Raw genomic sequence first — 17,728 nt, forward strand, 5'->3', positions numbered from 1 at the left:
CGGTAGACTGGCTGGGTGCTGAACGAATTCTGGGCCACCGCGTCAACCACCTACAAGGTGCTCGTTTTCAGCGCCATGGGACTGATCGCCGCCGGGATCGTCCTGAACCTGGTCGGCAACAACACCGGCAACCGCGGCCTGGCCATGGCATCCCTGGCCGTAATCGGCCTGGGGCTGGTCCTGCATATCGCCGGGATCGTGGTCCGAGGCCAGACCATCCGGAAAAACCTCAAGCGCTAGCCGCTGCGTTCCGCGCCACGTGGCTGCGGGCGTGCTCCACAGCGTCCGGCAGGGTATCGAACAGGTGCTTGTGGTGCCGCAGGGACCGGATCACGCCGACATTGGTGACCAGGTCCAGGTGCTGCGGCTGGACGCCCTTGAGCAGCACCGTGACGCCGCGCAGTTCCAGCGCCGAGATGACGTCCACCAGGGTGTGCGCCCCGGTCGCGTCGAGCATCCGGACCTGCGAGAGCCGGATAATCGCGACCTGGATGTCCTTGACCTGGCTGATTTCCTGCAGGACCCGCTCCGCTGCGCCGAAGAACATGGCACCGTCCAGCCGGAGGACGGCAATGTGCGCGTCACCAGGAGCCGCCGGACCCGGGATGTCTTCCCGCTGCACTCCGCTGAGCGAGGCGAACTTGCGCAGCGTGAACACGGCCGCCGCGACCAGCCCGATCTCGATCGCCACGATCAGGTCGAACGCCACGGTGATCAGCGCTGTCAGGACAAAGACGAAGGCGTCGGCGCGGGTGGAGCGCAGCACCGCCGCCACGGTCTGCCGCGAGACCATGCGGGTGGCCGTGACCATCAGGATCCCGGCCAGGGCCGCCAGCGGTATCCGGCCCACCAGCCCGGCGGCGAAGTAGATGATGGCCAGCAGGACCAGGGCGTGGACGACGGCGGCCAGCCGGGTTTTCGCCCCCGACCGGACGTTGACCGCGGTCCGCGCGATCGCGCCGGTGGCCGGCATGCCCCCGAAGAAGCCAGCCGCCACCGAGGCCAGGCCCTGGCCGGTGAGTTCGCGGTCCGGGCTGTAGGTGCCGGTGGGCCGGCCGTCGGGGCCGACCATCCCGGCGGCCACCCGGGCCGAGAGCAAGGATTCGATGGCTGCGAGCGCGGCGATGGACAGGGCCGGCATGAACAAGGCGCCCAGCGACGCAGGGTCCAGTGCCGGCAACGACGGTGCAGCCAGGGAGTGCGGCAGGGCGCCGATCCGCGGGATGGGCAGGTCCAGGAGTTCGGCGGCCACGGTGGCCAGCAGCACCGCGGCCAGGCTGGCCGGGATGGCTTTGTTCAGCCGCGGCAACAACAACATCACCGCGGCGACGCCCGCCACGACGGCCAGGGTCTGCAGCACAGCGGGCGCCGTGGCTTTGGCGGCGCTCTCGACGGCGGCCATCACGGTGTTGTGGCCCGGAACCCCCGTCGTGCCGGTGGCCATGGGGACCTGCTGGAGGAAAATGATGGCGGCGATGCCGAGGGTGAAGCCCTCCACCACCGGCCACGGGATGAACGCGACGGCCCGGCCGAGCCCGCTGATGCCGAGGACCACGACGAGCAGTCCGGCCATCACGGAGACCAGGGCGATGCTGCCGATGCCGTGCGCGGCGACGACGGGGGCCAGGACCACCACCATGGCGCCGGTGGGCCCGGATACCTGGACGTGCGAGCCGCCCATAACGGCAGCCACCAGCCCGGCGACCACCGCGGTGATGAGCCCGGCCTCGGCGCCGACGCCCGAACTGACCCCGAAGGCGAGGGCCAGCGGCAGGGCAACGATGCCGACGGTGATGCCGGAGAGCAGGTCCGTCCGCCACGAGCCGCGCAGCCCGTCGTAGTCGCGGCGGGAGGGCAGGAAGCGGGTGAGGGATCCCCGGGCGCCGCGCGCCGCCGCGGTGGCTGTCGGGGCGGTCATGACGCGGAACCCTGGAGCGGCGCGGCCGGCAGTTCCTGCGCGAGCCGGAGCTGTTCACCCGAGTCGGCCAGGTTGTCCAGCAGGAAGATCCGGGCGATGGCGAGCAGCTCGGCGATCTTCGGGTGCGCCAGGCGGTAGGTGACGGCGTTGGCCGTCCGCACCGAGGTGACCACCCGGTGCCGGCGCAGCGTGGCCAGATGCTGTGACAGATGCGAGGCTTCCAGCCCGGTCTCCGCCAGCAGGTAGCTGACCGGGGCGGCGGTGTCCGGGGAGGCTGCCAGCAGTTCCAGCACCCGGATCCGTGCCGGGTGGGCGAGGGCCTTGAACAAGTTGGCCTTGATTTCGTACAAGGGGGTCTGCGCTGCGGAAATCACGGCGGTCCTGCGCTCTCCTGGCTGGCCGTCCGGAGGCAACCGGACGGCGGCTTTATGAATTGATGTTTCCATCATATCGGGTGGATGCAAGCGCCCCTGGGCGGCGTCACGGGGAACGCTGCCCCGGGGCAGGGCGCTAGGCTGGAGCCATGACTATCAATCCGGATCTGCAGGGCCGCAGCTACCCTGCCGCAGAGGTGTATGACGTCGGCCGCGAGAAGATCCGCGAGTTCGCCCGCGCGGTCAAGGCCGTCCACCCGGCACACTTCGACGTCGACGCCGCCCGGGCCCTGGGCCACGCCGATCTGGTGGCTCCGCCCACCTTCGCGATCATCGTTGCCCAGCGCGCGGACGCGCAGCTGATCGAGGACCCGGAGTCCGGCATTGACTTCTCCCGCGTGGTCCACGCCGACCAGCGGTTCATCCACCACCGCCCGATCACCGCGGGGGACCGGCTCGTCGCTGAACTGCACGTCGACGGCGTCCGGGCCATGGGAGGCGGCGCCATGATCACTACGCGGTCCGAAATCTACGCCCTCACCGGCGACGCAGGCGACGGCGGCGGGCAACGCGACGCCGTCGCCACCACTACCTCGTCCATCCTGGTCCGCGGAGAGGGACAGTAGCCATGAACCCCACGCTTGCAGAGCTCACCGTCGGTCAGGACCTCGGCAGCCGCCGCATCGAGGTTACCCGCACGGACCTCGTCAAATACGCCGGTGCCTCCGGCGACTTCAACCCGATCCACTGGAACGAGGCGTTCGCCACCGGCGTCGGCCTGCCCGGGGTGATCGCGCACGGCATGTTCACCATGGGCGCCGCCGTCCAGCTGGTCACCGACTGGGCCGGGGACCCGGCCGCCGTCGTGGACTTCCAGACCCGCTTCAGCAAGCCGGTCCCGGTGGCCGACACCACCGGCACCCCGGACGCCGGCGCCGTGATCGAGGTCAGCGCCGCTGTCGGTGCGCTCGACGCCGATGCCGGCACCGCCCGCGTGGACCTCACCGTCGTCGCCGGCGGGCAGAAGGTCCTGATGAAGGCCCAGGCCGTCGTCAGGCTGGCCTGATTCCGTGACACTGCTGTGAAGGTTCGCGCCGTCCCGTCGGCGGAAGTCACCCGCTGGCGTAACGCCGTCGTGGCCGCCTATGCCTTCAGCGGGATCGCCTTTGCCAGCTGGGTGTCCCGGCTTCCGGCCATCCGGGACGGGCTCGACCTCACCCCGGGCAACGTCGGGCTGCTGCTGCTGTGCATGACCCTCGGTTCCTTCGTCTCCGTATCCGCGTCGGGGCTGATCGTGCTGCGGTTCGGCTCCAAACAGACCATCCGAATCGGCAGCATCATGGTCGGCGCCGGACTGGTGCTCGCCGGGTTCGGCACCTCCGTGCTGGTCAACCCGCTCGCGGTGGCGGCGGGGCTCGCCGTCATCGGGCTCGGAACCGCCAGCTGGAACACCGCGTCCAACGTCGAAGGCGCCGCGGTCGAGCGGGCGGTGCGGCGGCACATCATGCCCCGGCTGCACGGAGCGTTCAGCCTGGGCACCGTCGCCGGCGCCGCGGTGGGTGCCTGGTCCGCCGGGGCAGGGGTTCCGGTCTTCTGGCACCTGGCCGGGATCGGCGTGCTGGTGGCCGGCTCCGTCGCGACCGCCGCCGCCTGGTTCCGTGCCGACATCACACCGGTGCAAGACACGCAGTTCAACCCCTCGGGGACGGACACCTTCGAGGACCCGTCCACCGGCCCGCTGCCGGTTATCAGTCCTGCGGCGCAGGGCACGGCCGAACCGCTGGACAGCAAGCGGCAGATCGCCCAGGCCTGGCGCGACCGCCGCACCCTGCTGCTGGGGGTCCTGGTGCTGGGCCTGGCCCTGGCTGAAGGCGCGGCCGGCGACTGGGTGGCGCTGGCGCTGGCCGACGGGCACGGCCAGTCCGACGCGGCGGGAGCGGCCGGCTACGGGCTCTTCGTCACATTCATGACCGTGGGCCGTTTCGCCGGCACCGTCGCCCTTGACCGCTTCGGCCGGGTGCCCGTCATGCGCTGGTGCGCCGCGCTCGCCGTGGCCGGGCTGGGCCTGTTCGTCTTCGCGCCCGTCCCGTGGCTTGCGTATGTGGCACTGGCGGTGTGGGGCCTCGGCGCGTCGCTGGGCTTCCCGGTGGGGATGTCCGCCGCCGCCGACGACCCGGCCAAGGCCGCTGCCCGGGTTTCGGTGGTCTCCACCATCGGTTACGGCGCGTTCCTGTGCGGGCCCCCGCTGCTGGGCCTGCTGGCCGAGCACGTCGGCATCCTGCACTCGCTGCTGGCTGTCATGGTGATGCTGGTGGTCAGCTTCCTGCTCTCGCCGGTGGCCCGCAAGGCCGCCTGACCGCGGCGCGGATGCCGGCCGGAGGAACGCTTTCGGGCGGTGTACGGAACCCGGCTAGGCTGGAGGGGTGACCCAGACACTGCTTTCCGCCCTGACCACGGCCGGCGTCGGCGGCCCCGCCGGCCGCTACCTCGAAGCCCGCACCGAGGCGGAGATCATCGACGCCGTCCGCGGAGCGGATGCCGCCGGCGAGCCGCTGCTGATCATCGGTGGCGGCTCCAACCTGCTGGTCAGCGACGAAGGCTTCCCCGGCACTGTGTTGAAAATTGCGTCCGAGGGTTTTGCCGTCAACGCTGAGGACTCCTGCGGCGGCGTGTCCGTCGTCGTGCAGGCCGGCCACAATTGGGACGCCCTGGTGGACCACGCCGTCAGGCACGCCTGGTCCGGCCTGGAAGCGCTGTCCGGGATTCCGGGCGCCACCGGCGCGACGCCGGTGCAGAACGTCGGGGCCTACGGCGCGGACGTCTCCCAGACCATCGCGGCGGTGCGGACCTGGGACCGGGAGCGCGGCGCCGTCCGGACGTTCACCAACGCCGAGCTGAAGTTCGGCTACCGCGATTCGATCCTGAAGCAGGCGACCGTGGACGGTTCCCCGCGCTACGTGGTGCTCACGGTGGAGTTCCAGTTGCCGCTGGGCCGGATGAGTGCGCCTATCCGGTACGCGGAGCTGGCCCGGGTGCTCGGCGCCGAACCCGGCCAGCGCGCCTACGCCAACGATGTCCGGCGGGAAGTGCTGAAGCTTCGTGCTTCCAAGGGCATGGTGCTGGACCCGGAGGACCGGGACACCTACTCCACCGGCTCCTTCTTCACCAACCCGATCGTGCCGGACGAGGTTGCCGCGCGGCTTCCCGAGAACGCGCCGCGGTACCCCGGAGGCGCCGAGGGGCTGACCAAGCTCTCCGCCGCCTGGCTGATTGACCAGGCAGGCTTCGGCAAGGGTTTCGGCCTGGAACCCGGCAGCGTCTCCGGCGGCCGTGCCTCGCTGTCGACCAAGCACACCCTGGCCATCACCAACCGCGGAGGCGCCAGCACCGCGGACCTGCTCTCCATCGCCCGCGAGGTGCGCCGCGGCGTCGTCGAACGTTTCGGCATTGAGCTGCACCCGGAACCGCTGCTGATCGGCGTCGGACTTTAGGCCACATTCCCGGAACCGGCAGTCGTCGGGGCGGGTTCAGCCGCCGCTGCGGCGCGGGGTGACTTTGCTGAAGAGCATGAAGGTGAATCCGGAGGTTGCCGCGCCGAGCAGGAACACCTGGCAGAACGCTATCGACTGGGCGCTCGGACCGCTCCGCAGCAGGAGACCGGCGCCGGCGAAGGCGACCGCCCCGGCCAGCAGCGCCAGCGAGCCGAGCAGGAAGCTCTGCACCGTTGCGGGGAACTCTGCCGCGGGATCGTGGTCGGTCTCGGCCCGGTCGTTCTCCGGCTGGACGGGGGAGCGTGGCTGCAGCATCGCCGCCGTGACGAAGCTGGCCATGGCCAGGACCATGCTCCCGGTGGAGACCGCCTGGAACGTCGTCATGAGGGGGGAAAGGCGGGTTCCGCTGGCGATGGCGATGGCGAGTCCGGCCGCCATCCCGGCAGCGCTGGACGCCCAGCCCAACAGGGCCAGCCTCCTGCACAGGGGCCGCAGGCGCGGCCACGTCTCAGCCAAAGTCACGAATCCACTTTAATCACGCCGGCTGGGCGCAGGCTGGGAGGCCGCGGGGCGGCGGCCGGATTCCGCCGGAGTGTCCGGCCCCGGCCCTAGGATGAGGTCATGGCAGCAAGGGTGCGCACACGGTTGAGCCGGTCAGCGTTGGGCCGGCTCCGCCTCGCCGCGCAGGGGCTCGCCGGGCCCGGCTTCCGGTCCGTGCCGGACGCAGTGCGGTCGATGACCGCACTGCAGGCACAGGACCTCCAGGCCTCGCTCTGGGCGGTCGGGCAGCGCGTTCCGGGCTCCCGCGTGACCGACGTCCGTGCAGCCCTGGACCACGGCGACATCGTCCGCTCCTGGCCCATGCGGGGGACCCTGCACCTCTTGGCGCCGGAGGACTTGAAGTGGGTCCTGGAGCTCACCTCCGGGCGGCTCATCCGGAGCCTGGCGGGCCGGCACCGCGAGCTGGGCATCACCGCGGCCGATGTCGACGCCGCCGGGGAGGCAGCGCTGCGCCGGGTGGCGGGCGGGAACCCGGCCAGCCGGGCGGAACTGTTCGGCACGTTCGAGGAAGCCGGACAGTCGACCGCCGGCCAGCGGGGGATCCACCTGCTGGCCATGCTGTGCCAGCAGCGGCAGCTGGTGCTGGGCCCGCTGGCCGGCAACCAGCAGCAGGTGGTGGCCTTCGATGAATGGATCAAGGAACCGCGGACCCTGGACCGCGAAGCGGGCATCGCTGAGTGGTTGCTGCGCTACCTGTACAGCCACGGCCCGGCCACCGTGCGGGATTTCGCCTGGTGGTCTGGCATCCCGTTGACCGAGAGCCGGGCGGCTTTGGCCGAGGTGCGGGACCGCCTGGTGGAGCTGGAATTCGAGGGAACCCAGTACTGGCTTTCACCGGAGACCGCCGGGCTGCTCGACACCGGGGTGCCCGCCCAGCGCGGTGTGCTGGCGCTGCCGGCGTTCGATGAGTTCCTGCTGGGCTACACGGACCGGTCCATCGCACTGCCCGCGCACCACGCGGACAAGATCGTCCCCGGCGGCAACGGTGTGTTCAAGAAGACCTTGGTGGCCGGCGGTGCCGTGATTGGAACCTGGTCCGCGCCCGGAAACGGACGGCGCGGCAGCGTGGTGCCGGAGCCCTTCGACGCGGTTAACGGACTGCGGCCTGCCGCTCAAAAATCCTTTGAGCGGCAGGCCGCGAAGTACCGCCGGTTCCTGGGGCTGGAACGCCCCGGCGGCTAGAGCGAACCGGTGGCGATCTTGAGCATGCGCCGCAGCGGCTCCGCAGCGCCCCAGAGGAGCTGGTCGCCGACGGTGAAGGCGCTGATGTATTCCGGGCCCATTTCGAGCTTGCGGATGCGGCCCACCGGGATGTCGAGGGTTCCGGAGGCCGCCACAGGGGTGAGGTCCGCCATTGAGGCTTCCTTGGTGTTGGGCACCACGGTGGCCCACTCGTTGTCCGCGTCCAGGAGCTTCTCGATCTCGGCAACGGAGAGATCTTCGCGGAGCTTAAGCGTGAGCGCCTGGGAGTGCGAGCGCATGGCGCCGATCCGAACGCACAGGCCGTCCATGATCACGCGGTCCGCGCCGGAGGTGCCCAGGATCTTGTTGGTCTCCACCCCGGCCTTCCACTCTTCCTTGGACTGGCCGTTGCCGAGGTCGGCGTCGATCCACGGGATCAGCGAGCCCGCCAGCGGCACCCCGAACTGGGTGGCGTCGATGTCGGTGCGCTGGTGCGCCAGGACCTTGCGGTCGATTTCGAGGATGGCCGACGCCGGGTCGTCCAGTTCGCTGCTGACCTCGGCGTTGAGCGTGCCGAACTGGCTCAGTAGTTCGCGCATGTGCCGGGCGCCGCCGCCGGAGGCCGCCTGGTAGGTCATGGAGGTGCCCCACTCGACGAGGCCGTTCTTGAACAGGCCGCCCAGGCCCATGAGCATGCAGGAGACGGTGCAGTTGCCGCCGATGTAGTCCTTGACCCCGCCGGAGAGGCCCGCGTCGATGACGTCGCGGTTGATCGGGTCCAGCACGATGATCGAGTCCTCGTTCATCCGCAGGGTGGAGGCGGCGTCGATCCAGAGGCCGTCCCAGCCCCGGCCGCGCAGCTCGCCGTGGACCTTCTTGGTGTAGTCTCCGCCCTGGGCGGTGACGATGATGGGCAGCTTGGCCAGCGTCTCGACGTCGTAGGCGTCCTCCAGCTTGCCGGCAGCGCCCGCCGCCGCACCGGCGATGGCCGGGGCGTCGCCCCCGGCGTTCGAGGTGGAGAAGAAGACCGGGTTGATGTTGGCGAAGTCTCCCTCGTCCTGCATGCGCTGCATCAGGACGGAGCCGACCATGCCACGCCAACCGACCAGTCCGACGGACGGGGTAGCTGCTGTAGTCATTGGGCCAGTTTAGACTTTGCGGCGGACGGGACGCAGTCGGTTACGTCACGGCCGGGCCGCCGGTGCCCCGGCCGCCCGGACTACTGCGAGACGTGCCCCGCGCCAGGCTCCGGGGCCTGGCGTTCTGCCCTTAGTTTCTTGGCCCGATACTCGTCCCGGGCCATGCCGAACGTGTACCAGGCTCCAAGAGCTCCAAACGCCGTGAGGATCAACGCCCCCCAGAAGGGCTGCCCGCCGCGGCCGACCGGGCCCAGCAGCATCACCAGGGAAAGAACGACGAGGGCGCCCATCACGGCGGTGAGAATGCCCATGCCCCACCAGGACCGGACCTGCACCTGGCCGCGGCCGGGGGAAAAACCAATTTCATCGGCGGGATAGCTGTGCAGTTCGCCGGTGTCGGTCTTACGCAGCACCCGCTTTTGGCCCCGTGCGAGTGCCTTTCTGTGGTCGGCATGCACGTCCTCGTTCCGGCGTTCACGCTCGCGATCGAAGTTCACAGGCGCTTTCGTCGTTTCCCGCCGGTCACGGCTTTCGCCGGGGAAGGGGTAACTGCTGTCCGGGAAGTTCTCCCGGGTGAGCGGTATGCCGGCCGGGTGGGCCTCGAACCAGCGGCGCGCCTGGTCGTCCGTGACCGCGAACCGCGGCTTGGGCAGGCCCTTGAGGCGGCGCAATTTGCCTGCGACGGATTCCCTCCGAAGGGAGCGCAGCCCGAGCAGCCAGCTCCCGGTGAACAGTGCCATGCAGGCGAGGAGAAGCAGGGCCATGCCGACGTTCAGCCGCGCGATGGCGACGATCAACAGCACCGGAGCCAGGATCGCAGGGATGGTCATCAACGCCGTCACCGTGACCAGGCCGGTGACTGTGTGGGCGGTGTAGTTACCGAAGGGCTGGGACCCGCCGATGCCCCACTCCTCCCGGGTGTAGGCATGGACCGTACTGTCCATGCCCGTGCCGAAGTACCAGGGCCGGGAGAGCGCGGAACGGCGCCGCGGGGACTCAACCGTCACGGGGATGCCCCTTTGCTGATCGGTAGGAGATGAGATCCTGGAGCTTTTTTCCGGTGCGCCACAGCTCTGCTACGCCGTCGCCATATCTGGCGGCGAACTGGGAGATAATACGGAGGCCCAAAGGCGCCGTCTTGAGCCCGGGGACGCCGTTATAGGCACCCCAGCCTCCGCGGAATGGCGAGTCGGAGGTGCTGATCCAGCCGGGTCCCCAGAGGCGTTTTTTGTCGGCACGGCCCTGGCCGCCGACGTTCCCGGAGGTGTTGGCCCCCGGCGCACCGACGTCCGCGACCCATACGTTCCCTGCCACGATCAACATCCCCCGCCATCGGGCAACAGCCTACTGTGCCGCCGCACTCCCATGTATTCCGCCGGTCGCGGGCCACCCCAGCGAGGGGGACCCGGAACCGGCCCACCCAATCTAACCCGAATGCCGGCAGGCCGCGATGGGGTGCTCTCTCCATCGGGGCGCCTGGGCCCGACGGCGGCGGCTGCTACTCGCCGTCGAACTCTGCCAGCAGTGCGCTCTTGCGCCGGCGTAGCGCAAACACCGCACCGAAGGCGAACACCTGGGTGACGACGACGAGGACGATCGCGCCCGCAACCTTGTTGCCGCTGAGGATCATGGTCAGCCCCACGATCGCAGACAGCAACGCCAGCAGGGGCAGCAGCATGTAGCCCAGCACGAAGAGGGTCTCAGATTTGCGCAGCATTATTTGGCCTCCGTCCGGCGCCACAGGCTGATGCGGTAGCGGGTGCCGTTCGCGGCGGTTCGCCAGCCGTCCTCGGGGAGGCTCGCCCCACCCGCCGCGCGGGGCAGGCTTCCTCTCAGTTCAGCTGGCGCGGGCTTGGTTCCGGAAGGCCGCGCTCGCGGCGGATGCGCCGGGCCCTGAATTCGGACACGGCGAGCCGCGCGGCGTAGAGCACTCCCGCGGCGCCGATTACGGTCAGCACGAGTGCGCCCCACATCGGGCTTTCGCCCTGCGAGGTCGGGGCGGCGACGAGCACGACGGAGAAGACAGTCACGGCGGCGAATACGACGGCCAGGACAACCATCCCGAACGCCGTGGTGACGATCGGTCCGGATCCGGCGCGGGCGAAGCCGATTTCGTCCGCGGCGTAGGAGTGCAGCCGCCCGCGGTCCATGGTCCTGGTCAGGAGCCGTTTTTCTCCGGCCGCCACGGCTCGTTCGTGCCGGGCGCGGACCTCTTCGTCGTGCTGGTGGTCGGCAGCGTCTTGGGGCACGGGATTCAGCCTTCCCGGATGGCGCGGATGTGGTGCAATACCTCGGCGTCGCCCAGGCCGGTGAGCTCGTCGATTTCTCCCGCTCCGGGAGTGCTGTAACCGACGGTCCAGGCGTCTCCGGAACGCTTGAGCAGCAGTTGGCGTCGCGACGGGTCCTCCAGCCGGCGCAAGGTGGCGCCGCCAGCGGGGTTGTCTTCGAGGTGCTTGCGCATGATGAAGAAATTCGCCTCGGCCGGGGAGATTTCAGGATCCTGGGCCATGGCAAACCAGCTGAAAAAGGCGCGCGGCTGCAGCAGGATGCGGTAGTCCTCGGATTCAACAGCCAGGACGCTGTCCGCGGAGTCTGCCGTGAGCAGGTTGATCTGCATCCGGCGGGTGGCAGTGGTCAGGGCCCGGGTCACCGCGGCGACCGGTCCGCTGACGGACAATGTGCCGTCCGACTCCACTGCCGCCGCACCCCTTGCCACCAGCGAGGACGCACCGGCGGACATTACCGTGGGATCCTCGAGTTCCTTGGCTACGCGCAACGCCTCGGCACTCGCGGTCGCGGCCGGCCCATGCGCCAGGTTAAGTAAGGTGACGAGCTCAGCGAAGCCGAACCCGACGGAGTCCGGGTATACCGATTGTCCGGCTCCCGGTCGAGCTGTGGTTGTCTCAGTCACGATCTAGATCTCCTCGTTATTAGAAGCCAAAGAAGTCGCCGACAGCTTCCGCGCCGTCGGCAATGGAATCCTTGACGGCGCCCGCGCCATCAGCAATCTTGCCGCCCACCCAGTTCACGGAGTCATGAACGACGGGCACGTTGTCGTAAAGGGCCAGTCCGGCGCTGGCAACCATGCAGGCCGTGCCGGCCGGCGGGGGAAGGAAGGAGCCCGCGCCAATGAGTGCCTTGGCACTCGAATAGGCGGCGTCCCCGTATTCGTGGTCGGCCAGGGAGTTGATAGCGTCCATGCCGTCCAGTCCGACGCCGAGGACGCCAAGCCCCTTGCCGAGGCCTTCGAAGGCGCTGAAGGCCTTGGTCCCCTCGGTGAGGTTGAAGGCTTCGTGCCATTTGCCCTCAAACAACTGGTTCGAGACATTGAAGAACTTGCTGAACTCGTTCGAGTTCTGAAAGGCCTTCCACGCCGCCGGGTCGAAGAAATCGCCGATCCGGGATTTCTGCAGCATGCCGGCCATATCGAAGAGGCCGGAGCGAAGGTTGGGGAAGGCCTTGACGACGTTGTAGAAGTCCCAGCCGCCGCGGAACGGAGCCTCCGGATCGGACAGCCAGTCCGGACCCCACGGATCATTGCGGCCCTGGCCCGGGCGGGATCCCTCGGAACCGGTGCTCCCGGGCGTCCCCGGGCGGCCCGGACCGCCCCCTGAGCCCGGAGCGGCGTTGCTGGCCTTCTCCTGCTCGTCCGCGTGGGTCATCAGCCGCTTGGACTCTTCCTTGAGGGCGCGCGCTGTCTGCTGGATCAAGGCGCGGTGGGTGCCGTTCCAGTCGGACTTGAACCGAGCGCTGTCGGCGCCCTTCCACGAGGTGTTGTTGTTAATCGTGGACGTGAGGACCGAGGACTGCTGCAGCAGCGTCTCCGACGTCTTGCCGAAGTGCTGCGCGAGCGACCGAAGCTGGGCGACGTCGGCGCCCCACAAGTTTCCTGCCATGCTGGCAACCCCCTTTACGGGCAACAGCCTAACGGGCCGCTGCCAAACCGCACTCATCCCGGACGGACGCACTGTGGTTCAAAGAATCTGACCGGCCCAATCTATCCGGGCCGGAGCAATGCCGCGATGGGGTGTTCTCCCCATCGCACCCGGGCCGGACGCCCGGAGCTGCTAGTCGCCGTCGGATTCGGCCAGCAGGGCGCTCTTGCGCCGGCGCAGGGCGGCCATGGCGCCAAACGCGAAGATCTGGGTGACGATGACCAGCACAATGGCCCCGGCGATCTTGTTGCCGCCCAGGATCATGGTCAGGCCCACGATCGCGGACAGCAGTGCCAGCAGCGGCAGCAGCATGTAGCCGAGGACAAACAGGGTTTCCGGTCTGCGCAGCATCTACTTCGCCTCGGTCCGGCGCCACAGGGTGATGCGGTAGCGGGTGCCGTTGGCCGCGGTCAGCCAGCCGTCGGGCGGAAGGCTTGATTCGGCGGCCCAGTCGTAGCCCAGCTCCGGGGCGAAGGTGTCGCCTTCCGCCGCGGTGTCGATGGTGGTGACGACGGCGACGTCGGCCAGGTCGAGGGACTGTCCGAAGATTTCACCGCCGCCGATGATCCAGACCATTTGGTGGCCAGGGGCGAACTGGGACTCCAGCAGCGCGTCGTCGAGCGACTTTACCGCGAGGGCGCCTTCCGCCTCCGGGGTGTCGCCCCAGCCTTCCTGCCGGGTGATGACGATGTTGGTCCGGCCGGGCAGCGGCCGGTACTTGTCGGGGAAGGACTCCCAGGTCTTGCGGCCCATGATCACCGGGTGCCCGGCGGTGAGGCGGCTGAAGTGCTGCATGTCCTCGGGCAGGTGCCAGGGCATGCCGCCGGCCTGGCCGATCACGCCGGTGCTGGTCTGTGCCCACACCAGCCCCAGCCCGGTGACCGTGCCGCGCAATTGTTCGGTGTATTCGGCGGGTTCCATGGGCCTGCTCGTCTTCCTGTTCTGATGGGGTTCGGGGGTCATACGGCGATCGGGGCCTTGATCGTGGGGTGGTGCTGGTAGCCGACCACCTCGAAGTCCTCGATCGTGTAGTCGAAGATCGACGCCGGCTTGCGGGTGAACGCCAGCTGCGGGTAGTCGTACGGGGCGCGTTCCAGCTGGGTGCGCACCTGCTCGAGGTGGTTGTCATAGATGTGCACGTCGCCGCCGGTCCAGACGAACTCGCCCGGTTCCAGGCCGGTCTGCTGGGCGAGCATGCAGGTCAGCAGGGCGTAGGAGGCGATGTTGAACGGCACGCCCAGGAAGGTGTCCGCGGAGCGCTGGTACAGCTGGCAGGAGAGCTTGCCGTCCGCCACGTAGAACTGGAAGAAGGCGTGGCACGGCGGCAGTGCCATGTTCTTGAGCTCGGCCACATTCCACGCCGAGACAATGTGGCGGCGCGAATCGGGGTTGGACTTGAGGTTCTCCACCAGGTCGGCGATCTGGTCGATGTGGCCGCCGTCGGGGGTGGGCCACGAGCGCCACTGCACGCCGTAGACCGGGCCGAGTTCGCCGTCGGCGTCCGCCCATTCGTCCCAGATGGTGACGCCCTGGTCCTGCATCCATTTGACGTTGCTGTCCCCGCGCAGGAACCACAGCAGCTCAACGGCCACGGACTTGAAGTGCACGCGCTTGGTAGTGATCAGCGGAAAGCCTTGGGCCAGGTCGAACCGGAGCTGCCTGCCGAACACGCTGCGCGTCCCCGTTCCGGTGCGGTCCGACTTGTGCGTGCCGTGCGCCAGGACATCGCGCAGCAGGTCTTCATAGGGCGTTGGGATGCTCACGGTTCCAGTCTACTGAGTCGGGCTCAACCCCGGAGCAGCGTGGCTGCCGGGGTCAAAGACGCTAGTCGTCGAAGGGGCGGAACTGCTCGACGGCCACAACCTTGCCCTTGGTGTGCGAGACGTGGCAGACGATCATCTCACCCGGGGTGAGGTAGGGGTCGTTGGCGGGCAGGAGGGCACGGAGCCGGGAGTTCATGTGCCGGCCGAGCTGGGCGAAGACAGTGGGCAGGGCGGGCCGGTGGGTGCACAGCGCCACGGCCCGCTCCTTGTCGAAGAGCGCCTCGACGACGTTCGCGGTCTTATGCGGACTGCGGCCGTGCAGATGCTCGGTCAGCGATTCGTTGAGCTTCACCTTGGCGTCTGCGGCCTTGGCGTAGGGGGCCACGGTCGCGACGCAGCGCAGCCACGGGCTCGTTACGATCCGCGGCGGCTTCCACGCCTGCAGCAGCCGCCCCACAGCCTGCGCCTGGCGCGTCCCGGTGGCGGCCAGCGGGCGGTCACCCTCGGCCTTGGACCACGACGAGCGGGGCTTGGCCTTCGCGTGCCGGATCACCAGCAGCGGCCAGGTGTGCAGCTCATTGCGGGCGTGGGCTGCCACCAGGTGCTCCAGCGGCGTGCGGTCGCTGGGGTTGCTCAGCAGGGCGGCCGCCTTCTCCGGCGCGCACCACATGACGCTGTCCACCTCCTTGCCGTCGGGCCGCAGCGCCGCGCCGTCGACGTCGACAGCCCAGTAGTGCACCACTTTCAGCCCGGCGGGCACGTGGTAGTGGATCGGCGGCAGCGGGATGCCCAGGGGCGCCCTGAGGCCGATCTCTTCCTCCACCTCGCGGGCGGCGCACTCGGGGACGGTCTCGCCCGGGTCAAGTTTGCCTTTGGGCCAGGACCAGTCGTCGTAGCGGGGCCGGTGGATCAGCAGGACCTCCAGCCGGTCCTTTTTGATGCGCCAGGGGATGGCGCCGGCGGCCACGACGGCGATTTTCTCGCCGGGGTGGTCGGTCTGGTCCGCGACCAGGGAATCGCTGCTCATTGTCGGCGGCCCTAGCGCAGACTCGCCGAGCGCTGCCGCGAACGCGACGCGAGCAGCCAGGACTGGACATCCTGCAGGGCGGTGCCGTCCTCCGCGAGGTGGTGCCGGACCCATTCGCCGCTGCTGTCCAGGTGCCAGCTGGCGGTTTCCGGGTCCAAGTAGCGGCGGAGCATGTCCAGCACGTAGGCGGTGTCGTCGCCGCTGCTGAGCTGCACCAGCGCTTCCACCCGCCGGTCCAGGTTGCGGTGCATCATGTCCGCCGAGCCGATGTAGACCACCGGGTCGCCGGCGTTGGCGAAAGCGAAGACACGGGAGTGCTCCAGGAAACGGCCAAGGATCGAGCGCACGGTGATGTTCTCGCTGAGGCCGGGCACGCCGGGACGCAGCGAGCAGATGCCGCGCACAATAACGTCGACCTTTACGCCGGCCTGGGAAGCCCGGTACAGCGAGTCGATGATGGCTTCGTCGACCATGGAGTTGACCTTGATCTGGACCCGGGCGGCGATCCCGGCCCGGGCGTTGCGGATCTCGGTTTCGATCCGGTCGATCAGCCCGGAGCGGACCGAGCGCGGGGCGACCAGCAGGCGCTTGAAGGTGGACTTCGGTGCGTAACCGGAGAGCTGGTTGAAGAGCTTGGACAGGTCCTCGCCCACCTGTTCGTTGGCCGTCAGCAGGCCCAAATCCTCGTAGTAGCGGGCCGTGCGCGGGTGGTAGTTGCCGGTGCCGATGTGGCAGTACCGGCGCAGCCCGTCCACTTCCTGGCGGACGACCAGGGAGAGCTTGCAGTGCGTCTTGAGCCCGACAATTCCGTACACCACGTGCACGCCGGCCTGTTCCAGCTTCCGGGCCCAGGAGATATTGGCCTGTTCGTCGAAGCGGGCCTTGATTTCCACCAGGGCGAGCACCTGCTTGCCGGCCTCGGCCGCGTCGATCAGGGCATCGACGATGGGGGAGTCGCCGGAGGTGCGGTACAGGGTCTGCTTGATGGCCTGGACCTTCGGGTCCGCTGCGGCCTGCTCCAGGAAGGCCTGCACGGAGGTGGAGAACGAGTCGTAGGGGTGGTGCAGCAGGATGTCGCGCCGGCGCATCGCGGCGAAGACGTTGGCGGCCTTGGAGGTTTCCGATTCGTTGAGGTACCGGGAGGTATGCGGGACGTGCTTGGGGTAGTGCAGGTCCGCGCGGTCGATCCCCGCGATCACGGAGAGGCCGCGCAGATCCAGCGGCGCCGGCACCGAGTAGACCTCGGATTCCTCCACCCCGAGTTCGCGGATCAGCAGCGCCCGGATGTTGGGGTTGATGTCGTTGGTGACCTCGAGCCGGACCGGCGGGCCGAAGCGGCGGCGCAGCAGTTCCTTCTCCAGCGCCTGCAGCAGGTTCTCGGCGTCGTCCTCTTCCACTTCGACGTCCTCGTTGCGGGTGACGCGGAAAGTGTGGTGCTCCAGCACCTCCATCCCGGCAAAGAGCTGGTCGAGGTGGACGGCGATCACTTCCTCGAGCGCGATGAAGCGGGCCACGCGCCCGGGCACGGAGCCGGCGCGCGGGCCGTCGATGGAGATCAGCCGCGGCAACTGGTCCGGGACCTTGACGCGGGCGAAGAGTTCCTTGTCGCTGACCGGGTTGCGGACGACGACGGCGAGGTTCAGTGACAGCCCGGAAATGTAGGGGAACGGGTGGGCCGGATCCACGGCCAGCGGCGTGAGGATCGGGAAGACCTTCTCCGCGAACATTGCGCTGAGCTGGTCCTTGGCCTGGTCGTCGAGTTCCTCCCAGTGCATCAGGTGGATGTGTTCGTAGGCCAGCGCGGGCCGGATCTGCTCCGCGTAGACCTGGGCATGGCGCTGCTGGAGGCGGTGGGCGGCCTCGCCGATCTGCTCCAGCACCTGCATGGGGCTCAGCCCGGCGGGGGAGGGGACGGCCAGTCCGGTGGCGATGCGGCGCTTGAGGCCGGCGACGCGGACCATGAAGAACTCATCCAGGTTGGACGCGAAGATGGACAGGAAGCTGACCCGTTCCAGCAGGTAGAGGTTGGGGTCCTCGGCGAGTTCCAGCACGCGGGCGTTGAAGGCCAGCCAGCTCAGTTCCCGGTCCAGGAACCGGTCGGGGCTGATGTCGCCTTCCGGTTCCAGGTTCGGCGCAAATTCCGGGATGTCGATCCGGTCCTGGGTGGCCCGCGAGGCGGGCACCTCGGAGGAGCCGAACCGGGCCCGCGCGGGACGTCCGGCCTTGCCCGTCGTGGCTGCTTCAGACGTGGCTGTCCGGGCGGATTCCCGTTGCATGGACTCTCCTAGTGCTGGCGCGATTTAGCTTCAACCTTACAAGGAATCCCCTGCGGATGACC

At 69.0% G+C, this 17,728-nt stretch carries 21 protein-coding genes; 6 read left to right on the plus strand and 15 right to left on the minus strand.

Annotation, left to right across the window (positions count from 1 at the left end):
• The first annotated feature begins 15 nt into the window (after positions 1-15).
• Entirely contained in the window at positions 16-240 is a 225-nt protein-coding gene (locus ACTWLI_RS09395) for a DUF3188 domain-containing protein (RefSeq protein WP_445153642.1), read from the plus strand.
• On the opposite strand, the gene ACTWLI_RS09400 is transcribed toward ACTWLI_RS09395, so the two are convergent.
• Both ACTWLI_RS09400 and ACTWLI_RS09405 read right to left on the minus strand, forming a co-directional pair.
• Positions 230-1,918, minus strand: coding sequence for a SulP family inorganic anion transporter (locus ACTWLI_RS09400; protein ID WP_445153643.1), 1,689 nt, complete (start codon positions 1,916-1,918; stop codon positions 230-232). The two genes, ACTWLI_RS09395 and ACTWLI_RS09400, sit on opposite strands and share 11 nt — an antisense overlap.
• The gene (locus ACTWLI_RS09405) at positions 1,915-2,292 is read right to left on the minus strand and encodes an ArsR/SmtB family transcription factor (protein ID WP_445153644.1); all 378 of its coding nucleotides are present in this window, start codon (positions 2,290-2,292) and stop codon (positions 1,915-1,917) included. The genes ACTWLI_RS09400 and ACTWLI_RS09405 overlap by 4 nt, the downstream gene beginning before the upstream one ends.
• 149 nt (positions 2,293-2,441) lie before the next feature.
• Between ACTWLI_RS09405 and ACTWLI_RS09410 the strand changes: the two genes are divergently transcribed.
• The 4 genes from ACTWLI_RS09410 (at position 2,442) to ACTWLI_RS09425 (ending at position 5,783) form a co-directional block, all read left to right on the plus strand.
• Complete coding sequence (locus ACTWLI_RS09410) at positions 2,442-2,918, plus strand: FAS1-like dehydratase domain-containing protein (protein WP_445153645.1); 477 nt, start codon at positions 2,442-2,444, stop codon at positions 2,916-2,918.
• 2 nt (positions 2,919-2,920) lie between these two features.
• Positions 2,921-3,358, plus strand: coding sequence for a MaoC family dehydratase (locus tag ACTWLI_RS09415; protein WP_445153646.1), 438 nt, complete (start codon positions 2,921-2,923; stop codon positions 3,356-3,358).
• A 15-nt stretch (positions 3,359-3,373) separates the two neighbouring features.
• Entirely contained in the window at positions 3,374-4,648 is a 1,275-nt protein-coding gene (locus ACTWLI_RS09420; protein ID WP_445153647.1) for an MFS transporter, read from the plus strand.
• Between the two features lie 67 nt (positions 4,649-4,715).
• On the plus strand, positions 4,716-5,783 hold the full coding sequence (locus ACTWLI_RS09425; protein WP_445153648.1) for a UDP-N-acetylmuramate dehydrogenase: 1,068 nt from the start codon (positions 4,716-4,718) through the stop codon (positions 5,781-5,783).
• Positions 5,784-5,819: 36 nt separating this feature from the next.
• On the opposite strand, the gene ACTWLI_RS09430 is transcribed toward ACTWLI_RS09425, so the two are convergent.
• On the minus strand, positions 5,820-6,305 hold the full coding sequence (locus ACTWLI_RS09430; protein WP_445153649.1) for a hypothetical protein: 486 nt from the start codon (positions 6,303-6,305) through the stop codon (positions 5,820-5,822).
• 99 nt (positions 6,306-6,404) lie between these two features.
• Between ACTWLI_RS09430 and ACTWLI_RS09435 the strand changes: the two genes are divergently transcribed.
• The gene (locus ACTWLI_RS09435; protein WP_445153650.1) at positions 6,405-7,526 is read left to right on the plus strand and encodes a winged helix DNA-binding domain-containing protein; all 1,122 of its coding nucleotides are present in this window, start codon (positions 6,405-6,407) and stop codon (positions 7,524-7,526) included.
• Here the strand turns inward: ACTWLI_RS09435 and asd are convergent.
• From asd to ACTWLI_RS09495, 12 genes are all read right to left on the minus strand, one after another.
• Positions 7,523-8,665 carry an aspartate-semialdehyde dehydrogenase gene (gene asd / locus ACTWLI_RS09440; RefSeq protein WP_445153651.1) on the minus strand — a complete coding sequence of 381 codons (1,143 nt, stop codon included), beginning with the start codon at positions 8,663-8,665 and terminating at the stop codon, positions 7,523-7,525. The two genes, ACTWLI_RS09435 and asd, sit on opposite strands and share 4 nt — an antisense overlap.
• An 80-nt stretch (positions 8,666-8,745) precedes the next feature.
• Positions 8,746-9,672: a hypothetical protein gene (locus ACTWLI_RS09445; protein WP_445153652.1), complete on the minus strand. Its 927-nt coding sequence runs from the start codon at positions 9,670-9,672 to the stop codon at positions 8,746-8,748.
• Entirely contained in the window at positions 9,662-9,979 is a 318-nt protein-coding gene (locus tag ACTWLI_RS09450) for a hypothetical protein (protein WP_445153653.1), read from the minus strand. Before ACTWLI_RS09450 ends, ACTWLI_RS09445 begins: the two co-directional genes overlap by 11 nt.
• A 184-nt stretch (positions 9,980-10,163) precedes the next feature.
• Positions 10,164-10,382 carry an NF038396 family protein gene (locus ACTWLI_RS09455; protein ID WP_445153654.1) on the minus strand — a complete coding sequence of 73 codons (219 nt, stop codon included), beginning with the start codon at positions 10,380-10,382 and terminating at the stop codon, positions 10,164-10,166.
• Positions 10,383-10,497: 115 nt separating this feature from the next.
• Positions 10,498-10,914, minus strand: a complete 417-nt coding sequence (locus tag ACTWLI_RS09460) for a hypothetical protein (protein WP_445153655.1) — start codon at positions 10,912-10,914, stop codon at positions 10,498-10,500.
• Between the two features lie 5 nt (positions 10,915-10,919).
• A complete protein-coding gene (locus tag ACTWLI_RS09465) occupies positions 10,920-11,576 on the minus strand; it encodes a hypothetical protein (protein ID WP_445153656.1) in 657 nt (218 codons plus the stop codon).
• A gap of 19 nt (positions 11,577-11,595) precedes the next feature.
• Positions 11,596-12,561 carry a WXG100 family type VII secretion target gene (locus tag ACTWLI_RS09470; RefSeq protein ID WP_445153657.1) on the minus strand — a complete coding sequence of 322 codons (966 nt, stop codon included), beginning with the start codon at positions 12,559-12,561 and terminating at the stop codon, positions 11,596-11,598.
• 171 nt (positions 12,562-12,732) lie between these two features.
• A complete protein-coding gene (locus ACTWLI_RS09475) occupies positions 12,733-12,951 on the minus strand; it encodes an NF038396 family protein (protein WP_056737773.1) in 219 nt (72 codons plus the stop codon).
• Positions 12,952-13,521, minus strand: coding sequence for a dihydrofolate reductase (locus ACTWLI_RS09480; protein WP_445153658.1), 570 nt, complete (start codon positions 13,519-13,521; stop codon positions 12,952-12,954).
• A 38-nt stretch (positions 13,522-13,559) separates the two neighbouring features.
• Entirely contained in the window at positions 13,560-14,363 is an 804-nt protein-coding gene (locus tag ACTWLI_RS09485) for a thymidylate synthase (RefSeq protein WP_445153659.1), read from the minus strand.
• 61 nt (positions 14,364-14,424) lie between these two features.
• The gene (locus ACTWLI_RS09490) at positions 14,425-15,390 is read right to left on the minus strand and encodes an NUDIX hydrolase (protein WP_445153660.1); all 966 of its coding nucleotides are present in this window, start codon (positions 15,388-15,390) and stop codon (positions 14,425-14,427) included.
• A gap of 11 nt (positions 15,391-15,401) precedes the next feature.
• Positions 15,402-17,666: an RNA degradosome polyphosphate kinase gene (locus tag ACTWLI_RS09495; protein WP_445153661.1), complete on the minus strand. Its 2,265-nt coding sequence runs from the start codon at positions 17,664-17,666 to the stop codon at positions 15,402-15,404.
• Between the last annotated feature and the right edge of the window lie 62 nt (positions 17,667-17,728).

This window comes from Arthrobacter sp. Hor0625 (assembly GCF_052567525.1).